This window comes from Nonlabens sp. MB-3u-79 (assembly GCF_002831625.1).
Lineage (GTDB): Bacteria > Bacteroidota > Bacteroidia > Flavobacteriales > Flavobacteriaceae > Nonlabens.
Map to the genome: position 1 here is coordinate 2,406,947 of NZ_CP025116.1, position 14,744 is coordinate 2,421,690.

At 36.8% G+C, this 14,744-nt stretch carries 15 protein-coding genes; 12 read left to right on the plus strand and 3 right to left on the minus strand.

Going from position 1 to position 14,744, the window contains the following annotated elements:
• The first annotated feature begins 3 nt into the window (after positions 1 to 3).
• The 9 genes from CW736_RS10605 (at position 4) to CW736_RS10645 (ending at position 8,742) form a co-directional block, all read left to right on the plus strand.
• Positions 4 to 1,404, plus strand: a complete 1,401-nt coding sequence (locus CW736_RS10605) for a bifunctional UDP-3-O-[3-hydroxymyristoyl] N-acetylglucosamine deacetylase/3-hydroxyacyl-ACP dehydratase (protein ID WP_101013913.1) — start codon at positions 4 to 6, stop codon at positions 1,402 to 1,404.
• A complete protein-coding gene (gene lpxA, locus CW736_RS10610; protein ID WP_101013914.1) occupies positions 1,404 to 2,189 on the plus strand; it encodes an acyl-ACP--UDP-N-acetylglucosamine O-acyltransferase in 786 nt (261 codons plus the stop codon). The genes CW736_RS10605 and lpxA overlap by 1 nt, the downstream gene beginning before the upstream one ends.
• Positions 2,190 to 2,192: 3 nt before the next feature.
• On the plus strand, positions 2,193 to 2,759 hold the full coding sequence (gene efp / locus CW736_RS10615) for an elongation factor P (RefSeq protein ID WP_101013915.1): 567 nt from the start codon (positions 2,193 to 2,195) through the stop codon (positions 2,757 to 2,759).
• Positions 2,760 to 3,698 (plus strand): UDP-3-O-(3-hydroxymyristoyl)glucosamine N-acyltransferase, encoded by a 939-nt coding sequence (locus CW736_RS10620; protein ID WP_101013916.1) that lies wholly within the window; start codon positions 2,760 to 2,762, stop codon positions 3,696 to 3,698.
• 90 nt (positions 3,699 to 3,788) lie between these two features.
• A complete protein-coding gene (locus CW736_RS10625) occupies positions 3,789 to 4,163 on the plus strand; it encodes a nuclear transport factor 2 family protein (RefSeq protein ID WP_101013917.1) in 375 nt (124 codons plus the stop codon).
• 30 nt (positions 4,164 to 4,193) lie between these two features.
• Positions 4,194 to 5,066: a succinate--CoA ligase subunit alpha gene (gene sucD, locus CW736_RS10630; protein WP_101013918.1), complete on the plus strand. Its 873-nt coding sequence runs from the start codon at positions 4,194 to 4,196 to the stop codon at positions 5,064 to 5,066.
• 71 nt (positions 5,067 to 5,137) lie between these two features.
• A complete protein-coding gene (fabG, locus tag CW736_RS10635) occupies positions 5,138 to 5,884 on the plus strand; it encodes a 3-oxoacyl-[acyl-carrier-protein] reductase (protein WP_101013919.1) in 747 nt (248 codons plus the stop codon).
• A gap of 12 nt (positions 5,885 to 5,896) precedes the next feature.
• The gene (locus CW736_RS10640; RefSeq protein WP_101013920.1) at positions 5,897 to 7,915 is read left to right on the plus strand and encodes a vWA domain-containing protein; all 2,019 of its coding nucleotides are present in this window, start codon (positions 5,897 to 5,899) and stop codon (positions 7,913 to 7,915) included.
• 11 nt (positions 7,916 to 7,926) lie between these two features.
• Entirely contained in the window at positions 7,927 to 8,742 is an 816-nt protein-coding gene (locus CW736_RS10645) for a prohibitin family protein (protein ID WP_101013921.1), read from the plus strand.
• Between the two features lie 185 nt (positions 8,743 to 8,927).
• On the opposite strand, the gene CW736_RS10650 is transcribed toward CW736_RS10645, so the two are convergent.
• On the minus strand, positions 8,928 to 9,401 hold the full coding sequence (locus tag CW736_RS10650; protein WP_101013922.1) for a 3-methyl-2-oxobutanoate hydroxymethyltransferase: 474 nt from the start codon (positions 9,399 to 9,401) through the stop codon (positions 8,928 to 8,930).
• Between the two features lie 59 nt (positions 9,402 to 9,460).
• Here CW736_RS10650 and panB point away from each other — a divergent pair, with 59 nt between their 5' ends.
• From panB to CW736_RS10665, 3 genes are all read left to right on the plus strand, one after another.
• Complete coding sequence (panB, locus tag CW736_RS10655; protein ID WP_101013923.1) at positions 9,461 to 10,279, plus strand: 3-methyl-2-oxobutanoate hydroxymethyltransferase; 819 nt, start codon at positions 9,461 to 9,463, stop codon at positions 10,277 to 10,279.
• Positions 10,280 to 10,762: 483 nt separating this feature from the next.
• Positions 10,763 to 12,073, plus strand: coding sequence for a UDP-N-acetylglucosamine 1-carboxyvinyltransferase (murA, locus tag CW736_RS10660; RefSeq protein ID WP_101013924.1), 1,311 nt, complete (start codon positions 10,763 to 10,765; stop codon positions 12,071 to 12,073).
• Between the two features lie 381 nt (positions 12,074 to 12,454).
• A complete protein-coding gene (locus tag CW736_RS10665) occupies positions 12,455 to 13,066 on the plus strand; it encodes a hypothetical protein (RefSeq protein WP_101013925.1) in 612 nt (203 codons plus the stop codon).
• 101 nt (positions 13,067 to 13,167) lie between these two features.
• Here CW736_RS10665 and CW736_RS10670 read toward each other — a convergent pair whose 3' ends face one another.
• Both CW736_RS10670 and CW736_RS10675 read right to left on the minus strand, forming a co-directional pair.
• Positions 13,168 to 13,752 carry a pseudouridine synthase gene (locus CW736_RS10670; RefSeq protein ID WP_101013926.1) on the minus strand — a complete coding sequence of 195 codons (585 nt, stop codon included), beginning with the start codon at positions 13,750 to 13,752 and terminating at the stop codon, positions 13,168 to 13,170.
• Positions 13,753 to 13,795: 43 nt separating this feature from the next.
• Complete coding sequence (locus tag CW736_RS10675; protein WP_101013927.1) at positions 13,796 to 14,149, minus strand: hypothetical protein; 354 nt, start codon at positions 14,147 to 14,149, stop codon at positions 13,796 to 13,798.
• Positions 14,150 to 14,744: the final 595 nt, after the last annotated feature.

A 14,744-nucleotide genomic window follows, 5' to 3' on the forward strand; every position in this document is an offset into this window, starting at 1 on the left:
TAGATGACGGTAACAGAATTTAAGCAAACGACCATAAAAAGCGAGATAACCTTATCTGGCGTAGGTTTGCATACTGGTAAAGAAGTAACTTTAGTTTTTAAGCCAGCCCCAGAAAATCATGGTTATGCTTTTCAAAGAGTAGATCTAGAAGGTAATCCGGTAATTGAAGCATCTGCTAATTATGTAACAGATACTAAAAGAGGAACTACTCTTGATAAAAGGGGGGTGCAAATCAATACATGTGAGCACGTACTGGCAGCTTTAGTAGGTTTAGAAATAGACAACTGTTTGATAGAAATAGACAGTAGTGAGCCACCTATTATGGATGGTTCTTCAAAATTCTTTATTGAAGCCCTAGAAAAAGCTGGTAGAGTAGAACAAGATCAGTTCAGAGAAGAATATGTGGTTCAAGAAAATATTTATTATAAAGATGAAGAAACAGGTAGCGAGATTATTCTAATGCCTGCTGACTCCTACCAAATCACTACAATGGTTGATTTTGGGACTAAAGTTTTAGGAACTCAAAACGCGACACTTCATAAAATAAGTGACTTTAAAGAAGAGATTGCTAGTGCGAGAACATTCAGTTTTCTTCATGAAATTGAAATGCTCATGGAACATGGCTTGATAAAAGGCGGTGATCTTAATAACGCCATTGTTTACGTTGATAAAGAGCTGTCGGAGAAAACAACAGAAAGCCTTAAAAAGGCATTCAAAAAAGATAATATTACCATTAGGCCTAATGGAATTTTAGATAACCTAGAACTTCATCACCCTAATGAGGCTGCACGTCACAAGTTGTTAGATGTGATCGGTGACCTCGCTTTAATAGGTTATAGAATTAGAGGTAAAGTTATTGCAACTAAGCCTGGACATTTTGTCAACACTCAATTTGCAAAGAAAATGTCTAAAATTATCAAGAAGGATATAAAAGATAATGTACCTCAAGTAGATATTCGTAAGGAACCACTTATGGATGTGATGCAAATTATGGAGGTGTTGCCACATCGGCCACCCTTTCTTTTAATTGATAAGATATTTGAACTTTCTGAGAGTCATGTAATTGGTTTGAAGAATGTAACAATGAATGAACCCTTCTTTGTTGGGCATTTCCCAGGCCAGCCAGTAATGCCCGGAGTGCTTATCGTAGAAGCCATGGCACAAACTGGTGGTATTTTAGTTTTAAGTACCGTTCCAGATCCAGAAAATTATTTGACTTTCTTTATGAAAATGGATAATGTAAAGTTCAAAAGAAAAGTATCCCCTGGGGATACCCTTATATTTAAATGTGATTTAATTTCCCCTATAAGAAGAGGGATTTGTCACATGCAAGCTTATGCTTATGCAAATGGTATTCTTTGTGCCGAAGCTGAGTTGATGGCACAAATTTCAAAAGTTAAATAATGAATCAACCATTAGCATACGTACATCCGGGAGCAAAAATTGCCAAAAATGTAGTTATAGAGCCTTTTACAACCATCCATAACGATGTGGTTATAGAAGAAGGAACTTGGATAGGATCTAACGTCACCATCATGGAAGGTGCGCGTATAGGTAAAAATGTAAGTATTTTCCCTGGCTCTGTAATAAGTGCCATTCCTCAAGATAAAAAGTTTGAAGATGAAGATACTGTAACTATAATAGGTGATAATACCACTATTAGAGAATGTGTGACCATTAATCGTGGTACTTCAGACCGCATGAAGACCGTTATAGGTAAAAACTGTTGGATCATGGCTTATTGCCACATTGCACACGATTGTATAGTTGGTGATAATTGTATTTTTTCTAACAATAGTACTCTTGCAGGTCATATTACGGTAGGTGATTATGTAGTGCTAGCTGGTATGGCTGCGGTACAACAGTTTTGTCAGATAGGAAGTCATGCATTTGTTACCGGAGGGTCTTTAGTTCGCAAGGATGTTCCTCCCTTTGTGAAAGCAGGTCGGGAACCTTTAAGTTATGTAGGGATTAATTCTGTAGGTTTGCGTAGAAGAGGTTTTGACCTTGAAAAAATCCGAGAAATTCAAGACATCTATCGCATTCTTTATCAAAAAAATTACAACGTTTCTCAAGGAGTAGAGATTATAGAAGCAGAAATGAGTGCTACACCAGAGCGCGATGAAATATTAGAATTTATTAAAAACACAAAGCGAGGTATCATGAGAGGATACGTTAGTAAACAATAAGATATGGCAAGTACAAGCGACATTAGAAAAGGATTGTGTATTCATTACAATCACGATATTTTTAAAATCATTGAATTTCTTCATGTGAAACCTGGTAAAGGTCCCGCATTTGTAAGAACTAAATTGAAATCTGTTACTTCCGGGAAAGTGATTGATAATACATTTTCTGCTGGACATAAAATTGAAGAAATACGTGTAGAAACTCATTCCTTTCAATTTTTATACAAAGATGGTGAAGGATATCACTTTATGAATACAGAGACTTTTGAGCAAATTATATTGCAAGAAAATTCTTTGGACTCTCCGGGATTATTAAAAGAAGGTGAAGTTGTGAAAATTCAAATCAATACAGAAGATGATTCTCCATTGTCTGTAGATATGCCACAATACGTAATTCTTAAAGTAACGGCTACGGAGCCAGGTCTTAAAGGAAATACAGCAACAAATGCATCTAAGCCAGCTACGGTTGAAACTGGTGCTGAAGTCAATGTTCCTTTATTTATCAATGAAGGTGATGTTATTAGAATTGATACTGAAAAGGGGAATTATCACGAGAGAATGAAGCAATAAGTGAAACTCCCTAAAACATACCAACTTTCTGAAATAGCTGCAATTATCAATTGTGACTATGTGGGTGAAGCCTCTTTTCCTGTTTTGGGAATGAATGAAATTCATGTGGTGACCCCAGGCGATATTGTTTTTGTGGATCACCCTAAATACTATGATAAGGCATTGCAAAGTGCCGCTACCATTGTGTTGATTAATAAACAAGTAGATTGCCCAAAAGGCAAGGCCTTACTTATTTCAGAAGATCCATTTAGAGATTTTAATAAGCTTACACAGTATTTTGTTCCTTTTTCCGCTTTCGCGAAAGCGCAACTTCCCAAAAGCATTGGAGAACACTCACACATTCATCCCAGCGCTACAATAGGTAGGGATGTAGAAATAGGAGATCATACGATTATCCATGCAAATGTGACTATAGGTGATCGCTCTGTTATAGGTGATCATGTGATCATTAATGCAGGAGTAGTCTTAGGAGGGGATGCTTTTTATTACAAACGCCGGCCAGATGGTTATGATAAATTATTAAGTAACGGTCGAGTGGTTATTGAGGATTATGTTGAACTAGGTGCTAATACCACTATTGACCGTGGTGTTACAGGAGATACTACAATAGGTTATGGAAGTAAACTTGATAACCAAGTGCAAATAGGACATGACACCGTTTTAGGTAAACACGTTCTTATTGCCAGTCAGACAGGTGTTGCAGGCTGTGTAGTGATAGAGGACGAAGTAACCATTTGGGGACAAGTAGGAATTACCAGCGGTGTAACAATAGGGAAGAAGGCAGTTATCTCTGCAAAGTCTGGAGTAAGTAAATCACTGGAAGGGAATAAAAGTTATTTTGGTATTCCTGCAGATGATTTTAGAAGTAAATACAAGGAAATAGCAGCTATAAAACAAATTCCTGAAGCCTTAGAACTTCTTAAAAAATTGAATAAGTAATAGTTAATAGTTTAACGAAAAGATAGAATTTTATTCTAGGTTAACATTTCATTCTTACCTAGTTTAGCACTCCATTAAAAGCTTTTATAAATGTCTGTTGCAGCAAAGAAAATAGTACAAAAATTTTTAGATTCTGACGTGTTTGTTAACGTTGAAGAGTTTGATCATTACATACATAAGGATCTTAAAATGCATTGGCATGCAAGCTCTGGGTATAGAGAGTTTAGTTACGATGATTATCACAGACTCAGTCAGTCTACAGCATCTTCCTATGAAAGTATGAGGTCTGAGGTGACGCATATGATCAGTGATAAGAAAGAAGTAGCAGCGAGATTTACAGTTTATGTAAGAACAATTGAAAACCCAAGAGAAGAAATTCCTGTTGGCTATTTTGTTTCTATCTTTAAGTTAGAAGACGATAAAATAATAGAGGTGCACCAATCCAGTCACCCATCACAAGGTTAAATTAAGAATACTCCATATAAATTATAAACAATGAGCGTTTTAGTAAACAAAGATTCTAAAGTAATAGTACAAGGTTTTACTGGTAGTGAAGGTACCTTCCACGCAGGTCAAATGATCGACTACGGTACTAACGTAGTAGGTGGTGTTACCCCAGGAAAAGGTGGTCAAGAACATTTGGGAAAACCAGTTTTTAATACTGTTCAAGAAGCAGTAGATAAAGCAGGAGCCAATGTAACCATCATTTTTGTACCGCCAGCTTTTGCTGCAGATGCTATTAAAGAAGCTGCAGATGCAGGTATCAAAGTAATCATTACCATTACAGAAGGTATTCCAGTTGCAGATATGGTTAAAACTGCAGACTATATTAAAGATATGGACTGTCGCCTAGTAGGTCCTAACTGCCCAGGAGTGATTACTCCAGGTGAAGCAAAAGTAGGTATCATGCCAGGTTTTGTATTTAAAAAAGGAAAAATAGGTATTGTATCCAAATCAGGAACGCTTACTTATGAGGCATCTGACCAAGTTGTAAAACAAGGTTACGGTATTTCTACAGCAATAGGAATAGGTGGTGATCCAATTATAGGAACAACTACTAAAGAAGCTGTTGAACTCTTTATGAATGACCCAGAAACAGAAGCTATCGTTATGATAGGTGAAATAGGTGGACAGTTAGAAGCTGACGCTGCACATTGGATCAAAGCAACTGGTAACAAAAAACCTGTTATAGGTTTTATCGCTGGTGAAACGGCTCCTGCAGGTCGTACTATGGGACACGCGGGTGCAATCGTAGGCGGAACTGAAGACACTGCTCAAGCTAAAAAAGCGATCATGAGAGAATGTGGAATTCACGTCGTGAATTCTCCAGCTGAAATCGGTAAGAAAGTTGCCGAAGTTTTAGGATAAATTCTACAAAGCCAGAATACGTACTATTCATTTGATACTTATTCTGGCTTTTATATAAAACCAACCTACTTATGAAACTATTACAAGGTAAAAACGTAATCATTACTGGCGCCAGTCGTGGCATAGGTAAAGGTATTGCTGAAGTATTTGCAAAACACGGAGCAAACATCGCTTTCACGTATGCAAGTTCTGAAGGCCCAGCCTTAGAACTAGAAAAGGAACTTACCGCCTTAGGAATTAAAGCAAAAGCATATAAAAGTAACGCAGCCGATTTTAAGGAGTCACAAGAACTCGTTGATGCTGTTATTAAAGATTTTGACAGTATCGATGTGTTGATCAATAATGCGGGTATCACTAAGGACAATCTCTTGATGAGAATGAGTGAAGATGATTTTGATAAAGTCATTCAGGTCAACTTAAAGTCTGTTTTTAACATGACCAAGGCAGTACAACGTACCATGTTAAAGCAACGATATGGTAGCATCGTTAATATGAGTAGTATCGTAGGGGTTAAAGGAAATGCTGGACAGACCAATTATGCAGCAAGTAAAGCAGGAATTATAGGTTTTAGTAAATCTGTAGCTTTAGAATTGGGTTCTCGTAACATACGTTGTAACTCTATTGCTCCTGGTTTTATTGAAACAGAAATGACAGATGCCCTTAATGAAGAAACAGTGCAGAGCTGGAGAAATGCTATTCCACTCAAACGCGGTGGTACTCCAGAAGATGTTGCAAACGCCTGTGTATTCCTTGCTAGTGATCTTTCGGCTTACATTACTGGTCAGACACTACACGTAGATGGCGGAATGTTAACCTAAAAAAACAATTTCATGACCGTACTCTGGATGATTATTGCTGCAGTAGTAGCTGCGTTAATAGCTCTTTTTCAATACGGTTATATAGGTGTTTATAAAAACACCAAAAGAAAACCGTGGTTTGCGCTATTGCGCTTTATCACGGTTTTTTGTATTTTATTGTTGTTTATTGCCCCAAGGTTTGACTCTAAAACTTATGAATCTCTTTTACCTCAGTTGGTAATTATGGTTGATAATTCTAAATCAATGGACTATTTAGAGGCATCGGGTACAGTTCAAAAGGATTTGCAATTATTACAAGAAAATGAGCAACTCAATTCAAAATTTGAGATGCAAAGCTTCCAGTTTTCTGACGTTATTCAACCTTTAGATTCCTTAAGTTTTGATCAATCAGAGACAGACTTAGGTATGGCGATTGAGCAACCTCAAGAACTTTTCAAGAATAGAAGTAAAGCTGTCGTTATTCTTACAGATGGTCATCAAACTACTGGAAATAGCTATGCATATGTTCCAGTGGATGATAAAACCAGTTTGTATCCAGTCATTTATGGGGATACGACTTCCTATGCAGATGTGCAAATCACCAATATAAATGTGAATAGGTATTCCTATCTCAATAATGAATTTCCAGTGGAGGTATTTGTAGCCTATCAAGGCACTGAAGAGGTCACTTTAAACTTTACAGTAACTCAAGGAAATAAAACGCTGCACAAGGAATCATTTTCTTTTGACGCAAAAAAACGCGCGGCTATTGCCAGTTTTAATTTAACGAGCACTTCTGTGGGGACACAGTCAATGCTCGCAACCGTACAAACCCTATCTCAGGAGAAGAATACAAAAAATAATTACCAAAGTTTTGCAGTGGAGGTCATTGATCAACAGACCAATGTACTTATTTTAAGTGACCAAATGCACCCAGATATAGGAGTACTCAAGAAAGCGATCGAATCTAACCAACAACGCAAGGTAAGCATCAAGAATACCTCAGATCCCTACGATTTCAATGAGTATAATTTGGTAGTGATGTATGGTGTAAGTTCCGCTTTCGCGAAAGCGTATAGCCAAAAAGCACAAACCAATAAAAACACATGGATCATCACAGGAGCTGATCCTGATTGGAATTACATGAACGCCAATAATCCTTTATTTCAAATTGACGCAAGTAATGAATACGATGAGGCGCAACCTATTCTCAATGATTCTTATGCCTCTTTCAATCTAGAGCAACTTAATTTTGAAGATTATCCACCTATTAAGGTTCCTTTTGGGGATTTGATATTTAATACCAATGTAGATGTTCTTTTTTATAAGAAAATAGGAAGTATCGCGACCACACAACCTATATGGTTTACCTATGAAAACGCCGATTCTAAACACGCAGTAACCTTAACGAGTGGTTTATGGAGGTGGAGAGGCCAAAGTTTTCTTAATAATAAGGACTTTAAAAACTTTGATGACCTAGTAAGTAGTCAAGTTCAGTATCTTGCAAGTAATAAAAAGAGAAATAGAATAGAAGTGTTTTATGAGTCTTTTTATTATCAGAATAAAGCTATTGTTGTTAATGCTCAATATCTCGATAAGAATTTTGAGTTTGAAGATAACGGTATCTTGAATATGACTTTAAGATATAAGGAAACTAATGAAATAGTCACGAGACCCTTTGTGTTGAGTGGCAATTCCTATGTAGTAGATTTAAGTGGTTTGAATGCTGGAGATTATGCCTTTACTGTTCAAGTAGAGAACGATCAATTATCTCGTTCTGGATCTTTTAGTATTTTAGATTATGATATCGAAAAGCAACAAGTGAATGCTAGCGATGTCGGTATGAAAAAATTGGTAGGGTCTTCCAATGTTTTTTATCAAGGACAAATGGATCAGTTGATGGCTCAACTAAATAGTGACCCATTATTACAAACAGTAGAAAGAGCAACCATAAAGCAAAATAGTCTTATCGACTGGAAAGTGATACTGGTAGTGATCCTTTTATTGTTAGGTTTAGAATGGTTTTTAAGAAAATATAACGGATTAGTTTAAAAAAGAAAATTATGCAAAAATTACCCAAAGCAGCAGTATTAACCTTAGTAGGTTTAGTAATACTAGCAATTATTATTATCAAAAGTTCAGTCGTTATTGAATCTGGACAAGCAGGTGTCTTATTTAAAACACTTGACAAAGGTGTTGATAGAGAAAATACCTATGGTGAAGGATTTCACATTATTGCCCCGTGGAATGACATGATCATTTATCCAGTAAGACAGCTTTCTGTAAGTGATAAAATGAGAGTGCTTTCTGTAAATGGTCTAGAAGTTACTGTAGATGGTACCGTATGGTATCAACCAGAATACAACAAATTGCCTTATTTACACCAAGAAAAAGGACGTAATTACGAGTCTGCGATTCTTGCTCCAGCCATTAGTGCTGCAGCTAGAAGTGTAGTAGGACGTTATACTCCAGAGCAATTGTACTCTAGTAAACGAGATGTTATTCAAAATGAAATCCTTGAAGAAGTTCAAAGAGAATTAGCTTCTCAATATATTCAAGTGAATAGAGTACTTGTAGAAGATGTTACTTTACCAATTAAAATTAAAGAGGCTATTGAGCGCAAATTACGTCAGGAACAAGAATCATTAGAATATGAATTTCGTCTGACTAAAGCCTCTAAGGAAGCTGAGAGACAAAGAATCGACGCAGAAGGAAAAGCAGTAGCAAACAAAATTCTAAGTGCCTCCTTAACTGATAAAATTTTAACGGAAAAAGGAATTGAAGCTACCTTAGAACTGGCTAAATCTCCTAATTCTAAAGTTATTGTTATAGGTGGCGGTGAAAACGGAAGTTTACCTATCATACTAGGGAATCAGTAAGACACATCGATTTCAATAGATTTAAAAAAAGTCCCATTTCATAGGTTATGAAATGGGACTTTTTATGTTTGTAAAAGTGGCGTGCTACCAAGTGTCTCCATCGAGTCAATAACAAGAGTCTTAAAAAAACAGCGCTTATGTCATGAACACATATACGTTCTTGAGGCTAGTGCTCATATCAAACTTTATCGGTATATACGGGTGTCTGCTAGACCTGCTATGATCCATTTGTCATCGATAAAGAAAAGGGTAAACTTATTGGTCCCTATATGGGAGAGAAAATTATTGTAATAAAATTCATAAGTAGTGGAAACCGTTGCTATTTGTGTGTCTCCAGCAAAACTAATTTCTATAAGTCGTTCTTCAAAAGGAATGCTGTCTGGAATACTAGCGATGTTTTTAAGAAACTGCGAGGCTTCAGTGGTGCTTAATTTGCGGTCTTCTCCATTCACAGACATAGAAGTCAGCGGGATATTCATAAGCATGGATTCTTTTAATGCGGTCGTATCTTGTGCGTGAAAATGCTTAAAAAAAGTTTTTACGGCACTGATAGCAGTAGGTTTTTCAATAGATACAATGGTAGAATCTTGTGGTAGAGTTTGTTGAGAGTTTGCTTTCGCGAAAGCGAGAATACAAATAATAGGAATTAGAAGTCTCATATTGTTTCAGTTTAATTAGATGTAATATTAGTACTTTTGCTACACTTAAAACAAGTGTTATGTCAACCGCAAAGAAGCAATATAAAAGAGTCACTGTAAAATCGCTAACGGAGATGAAGGGAAATAACGAGAAGATCTCGATGTTAACCGCTTATGATTATACTATGGCAAAAATTATTGATAGCGCTGGTATAGATGTTATTCTTGTAGGTGATAGCGCTAGTAATGTCATGGCAGGTCATGAAACGACCCTTCCCATTACGCTGGACCAAATGATTTATCATGCGAGTAGTGTGGTAAGAGGTACAGAACGCGCTCTAGTAGTAGTTGATTTACCTTTCGGTAGTTACCAGAGTGATCCTAAAGAGGCGTTGCGCAGTGCCATACGCATCATGAAAGAAAGTGGTGGTCACAGTGTAAAGCTGGAAGGTGGAAGCGAAGTAAAGGAATCTATCAAACGTATTCTTCATGCAGGTATTCCAGTAATGGGACACTTAGGACTGACGCCTCAGTCTATTTATAAATTTGGGACCTATACCGTTAGAGCAAAAGAAACAGAAGAAGCAGATAAACTAGTAGAAGATGCACTCGCATTAGAACGCTTGGGATGCTTTGCCTTAGTACTTGAAAAAGTACCAGCAGCACTTGCAGAGAAAGTAGCAGAGCAGCTTACTATTCCAGTAATAGGAATAGGAGCAGGAGCAGGAGTAGACGGGCAAGTCTTAGTCTCTCATGATATGTTTGGGATGACACACGAATTCAATCCGCGTTTTTTACGTCGTTATTTGAATCTCTATGAAGACATGGGTAATGCCGTGTCTAATTATGTAAAAGATGTAAAAGCAGTGGACTTTCCTAATGATGAAGAGCAGTATTGATTTTTAAATTACCGATTGCCGATTTGTATAAGGTTAGATACTAAATATTTAATGGAATAAAATATTGGCATAGGTAGATTTCAAAACATGCCTACAGCTCAGAAAGTTTCTGAGAGAGAAAAGTTCTTTTAGTAGGAGTAAAGCGATTCCTTCAGCTCGCTTAAATAGTATGTTTTTCAAAGAAACCTAAATATAGAACCTCCTTCCTTCCCTTAAACGGAGGTAGACATAGTTGCTGTTAGTGCTAAGAGTAGAGCTTCAGGCTTTAGTACTGGACGAAATATTTTTTTTTAAAATCGAGATATAACCAAGCGTTTTTCCTTGCAGCACAATGACAGGTTAAAAGTATTTATACTTTAGACTGCAAACTATTACAGAATACGGTGACTAAAAACTGTTGATTACTTGTGAATACTAAGCTTAAGAATGCTTTAACAACTTCTTCAAGTTCTTTATTTTTAAAAATCACAATCAAAGACATTCATGGGAACATTTATAATAGAAGGCGGACATCAATTAAAAGGAGATATACATCCGCAGGGAGCTAAAAACGAAGCACTTCAAATACTTTGTGCGGTTTTATTAACGGACCAACCAGTGGAAATTAATAACGTTCCAGACATTATCGATGTGAATAAACTCATCGCTTTGTTGAACAACCTAGGTGTGAAAGTGACTAAAAACGGTCCAGAATCTTACACTTTTCAGGCAGATAACATCAACCTAGACTGGTTACAGTCGGAGGAATATAAAACTCAAGGTCGTGGACTAAGGGGATCGATCATGTTAGTGGGGCCTTTATTAGCGCGTTTTGGGAAAGGTTATATTCCACGCCCTGGCGGTGATAAAATAGGTCGTCGTAGATTAGACACTCATTTTGAAGGTTTTATAAAACTAGGAGCAAAATTCAGATACAACAAAGAAGAGTATTTCTATGGAGTAGAGGCAGAGGAGCTTCACGGAGCCTATATCTTACTTGATGAAGCTTCTGTAACAGGAACGGCAAACATCGTAATGGCAGCTGTGCTTGCCAAAGGACAAACAACTATCTACAACGCCGCTTGTGAACCTTACCTACAACAACTTTGCAATATGCTCGTGCGTATGGGGGCAAATATCTCTGGTATAGGTTCTAACATGCTTATTATTGATGGTGTAGAGAAATTAGGGGGTACTACACATCGAGTACTTCCTGATATGATTGAGATAGGAAGTTGGATAGGTCTTGCTGCAATGACTAAGTCTGAAGTGACTATTAAAAATGTAGCTTATGACGAGTTGGGAATTATTCCCAATACGTTTAGAAAATTAGGAATTACCATCGAGCGCAAAGGAGATGATATTTACATTCCTGCTCATAAAGATGGGTACGAGATCCAGAATTACATCGACGGTTCTATTTTGACCATTTCTGATGCACCTTGGCCAGGTTTTACTCCAGATTTATTGAGTATTGTTTTGGTGGTGGCTGCGCAGGCAAGAGGTAGTGTGTTGATCCACCAGAAGATGTTTGAAAGCCGTTTGTTCTTTGTAGACAAATTGATCGATATGGGAGCAAAAATCATTCTTTGTGATCCACACAGAGCTTGTGTTATCGGTCATGATTTTCAATCTCAATTAAAGTCTACCACCATGACCAGCCCAGATATTAGAGCGGGTATCTCCTTACTTATAGCGGCATTAAGTGCAAAAGGCACTAGTACGATTCACAATATTGAGCAAATTGATCGTGGGTACCAAAATATAGATACTAGGTTAAGAGCGATAGGAGCTAAGATCGAGCGGGTCAACTAATTTTAGTGATTACTATTCCGTTTTTGCAGCTCTAGACTTCGAGAAGCTGAGAATAGCGATGCCGGTATTGATGTCTTATTTAGATGAGGCTTTTGCGAAAGGACTTTTGACAGGTCATAAAGTGCCAGCATTATAAAAAGACAGCTATCAATGAACAATTTGCTTTTGTAACATCATTTTAAAACCTGCCTTTACTCCTATATAAAGGCAGGTTTTATTATTAGAGCTGTTTTTAATGAACTGCAGCTGACACGGAAATCATTCTATATCAATGTCTTTGAAAGTTAAAATTGATTCTCGAGATTTATTTATTATGATTCCTTTAACCTAAAATAACTCCTTAGAATTTATATTAGGCAAGGAATTTGATAACTTGCAACTATGAAAAAGATTGTCGCATTCATTTTTATTTTTTCGTTAGGTATTTCTGTTGCTCAGGAAATCCCTAAAACCACACCACGTACTATCGATCCTGTACCTCAAACTACAACAGGTGGTTCAATGTTATTTCCAGAAAAGAAGGAAACAAAAACCTATACCAGACCTAAAGACAACAACGAAATCAAAATGCGTATTGAAACGGATTTGGTAGATCCAGGAATTAAATACGAAAAACAAAAATTTAAAAGAGATGCTCCTGTTGGGGCGGGTTTTAAAAGTGATACTTTCTTAGGTGAGATCAGAACTGGTGAAAAACTGCTTCGTTTAGTATGCAGAGATCACCAATTTGAAGATGGTGATATGGTTCGCATCTGGCAAGATGATAAAATACTGGTGGATAAAATTTATCTAAGAAATGTATATCAAGGCGTAAGTATACCTCTTAAAGACGGTTTTAATAAATTAGAAATCGAAGCGCTAAATCAAGGAACTTCAGGTCCTAATACAGCCGAATTCAAAGTAATGGATTCCAAAGGAAAAGTTATCCAGCAAAACATATGGAATCTGGCCGCCGGAGTAAAAGCAACCTTGATCATTTTAAAGAATGAGTAATGGTTTCTTTAGTGAAAACGCAAGTGAATAGCTGTGTTAAAGATTTCCGATGACCTAAATCATGCTAACTTCAATAGTAGGAACCTGAAAAAAGAGAACGTTTATGGAGTTGTTATCCGCTCTGTAATTTCTAGAACACTTTCCCCTTTTAAATCTTCTACTGTAAAATCTCCTATTCGCACACGGGCTAATCGCAATACAGGAAAACCTACTGCCGCACACATTTTACGTACCTGTCTAAATTTACCTTCTTTTAAAGTGACAGACACCCAGCTGGTCGGGCCATGTCGGTCATCTCTTACTCGTTGAAGTGTTTGCGGTAATACCGGTAGCTGTTCTAGAATACGAGCTTGACACTCTTTAGTTAAATAGTTACTACCGTTGATGCTGATCTCAATACCCGAAGTCATTTTTTCAGCAGCTTCTGAAGTTATAATGCCATCTACTTGAGCATAATATTCCTTTTCTACCTTTCCCTTTTTATTAATAATGTTGCTGAGTTGGCCGTCTGTGGTAATCATTAATAATCCTTCGCTAGTTTCGTCCAATCTCCCTACAGACATGCATTCTGATGGGAAGTCGTAAAGATCTCCAAGAAAGTTTTTGTTTTTTTGATGCCGGTCGTTCGTCATAAACTGACTTAGCATCTTATAAGGTTTATAGATTAAGAAGTGGCGGTGATCCATCCAGCAAAGTTCATGAAATCAAATAGAAAAGCCGAAGGATTCTTTAAAATAAATCTCGCATAATATTTGGCGGAATTGCAAGCTCTTGTTCTCTCATGTTTATAGGGATTCGGACTAGCTTTAATAGCTTTAATCCGGATGTGGTGATCACTTCACGCAGTTCTTCTATTTTGGTGTTGGTCAGTTGAATACTTAAAATAGAGGGCTTCTCTACTGTAATGTAATGCGGAACCAAGGAAAGCAATTGTTTTCTTTTGGTTTTACACAAACGTTCTAACTTTACGTCTAGGTAGCTAGAGCCTAAGTTTAGCTTTAAAGCCATCCACAATTTTGTAAAAATAGGGGTACTCACCTTTTCTTCCATAATCGCATAATATTGTTGTACTAAGTTTTTCATAATTAATTTTTTAGCTGTTGAGCAAATCATTTATTTTAAAATCCATTACTGTTTTAGTCAAATAAGCATGATAAGCGCTAGGTATGTCATGTGTCCATTTTTGTTAATTAAGTCTTATCAACATCCGGTCTATTTTGAGAAATTAATTCCACGACTAATATTGTCCCAAAAGCTGCCTCAATAGGATTAAAGCTTATTAAAGAGGTAAATGCAATTCCTCATCAATTAGGGTGAAAGACCTGTTTAAAAGACTTCTTTTTAAATTTCATCAAAAGGAGGGAACAACAAGCGATTTGTATCGCTAGAATGATATAAATAAAAACGCTACTATTGTCGTTATGTTGTGGGTGTCATATCCACGCAGCAACCCATAGAGAACTAAAACACCATATTGGTCTGACGGTGCATTCTTCTTAGTTGAACGCTTGAAAAGCCTTGTTTGCCAGTGACTATCCCATATAGAATATTCGAGACTATTCCCAAATACAGGGGTATTATTACAGTCGTTTTAGGAGCAACACTTACAAAATAGTAGCGTGTTAAAATAATTGGTATTAAGAGCAGTCTAAATATGATTAATGCTTATGGAATAAGC

Coding starts and splice junctions, on each gene's coding strand:
- CW736_RS10605 (WP_101013913.1), top strand. CDS start 4: ATGACGGTAACAGAATTTAAGCAAACGACCATAAAAAGCGAGATAACC.
- lpxA (WP_101013914.1), top strand. CDS start 1,404: ATGAATCAACCATTAGCATACGTACATCCGGGAGCAAAAATTGCCAAA.
- efp (WP_101013915.1), top strand. CDS start 2,193: ATGGCAAGTACAAGCGACATTAGAAAAGGATTGTGTATTCATTACAAT.
- CW736_RS10625 (WP_101013917.1), top strand. CDS start 3,789: ATGTCTGTTGCAGCAAAGAAAATAGTACAAAAATTTTTAGATTCTGAC.
- sucD (WP_101013918.1), top strand. CDS start 4,194: ATGAGCGTTTTAGTAAACAAAGATTCTAAAGTAATAGTACAAGGTTTT.
- fabG (WP_101013919.1), top strand. CDS start 5,138: ATGAAACTATTACAAGGTAAAAACGTAATCATTACTGGCGCCAGTCGT.
- CW736_RS10640 (WP_101013920.1), top strand. CDS start 5,897: ATGACCGTACTCTGGATGATTATTGCTGCAGTAGTAGCTGCGTTAATA.
- CW736_RS10645 (WP_101013921.1), top strand. CDS start 7,927: ATGCAAAAATTACCCAAAGCAGCAGTATTAACCTTAGTAGGTTTAGTA.
- CW736_RS10650 (WP_101013922.1), bottom strand. CDS start 9,401: ATGAGACTTCTAATTCCTATTATTTGTATTCTCGCTTTCGCGAAAGCA.
- panB (WP_101013923.1), top strand. CDS start 9,461: ATGTCAACCGCAAAGAAGCAATATAAAAGAGTCACTGTAAAATCGCTA.
- murA (WP_101013924.1), top strand. CDS start 10,763: ATGGGAACATTTATAATAGAAGGCGGACATCAATTAAAAGGAGATATA.
- CW736_RS10665 (WP_101013925.1), top strand. CDS start 12,455: ATGAAAAAGATTGTCGCATTCATTTTTATTTTTTCGTTAGGTATTTCT.
- CW736_RS10670 (WP_101013926.1), bottom strand. CDS start 13,752: ATGGATCACCGCCACTTCTTAATCTATAAACCTTATAAGATGCTAAGT.
- CW736_RS10675 (WP_101013927.1), bottom strand. CDS start 14,149: ATGAAAAACTTAGTACAACAATATTATGCGATTATGGAAGAAAAGGTG.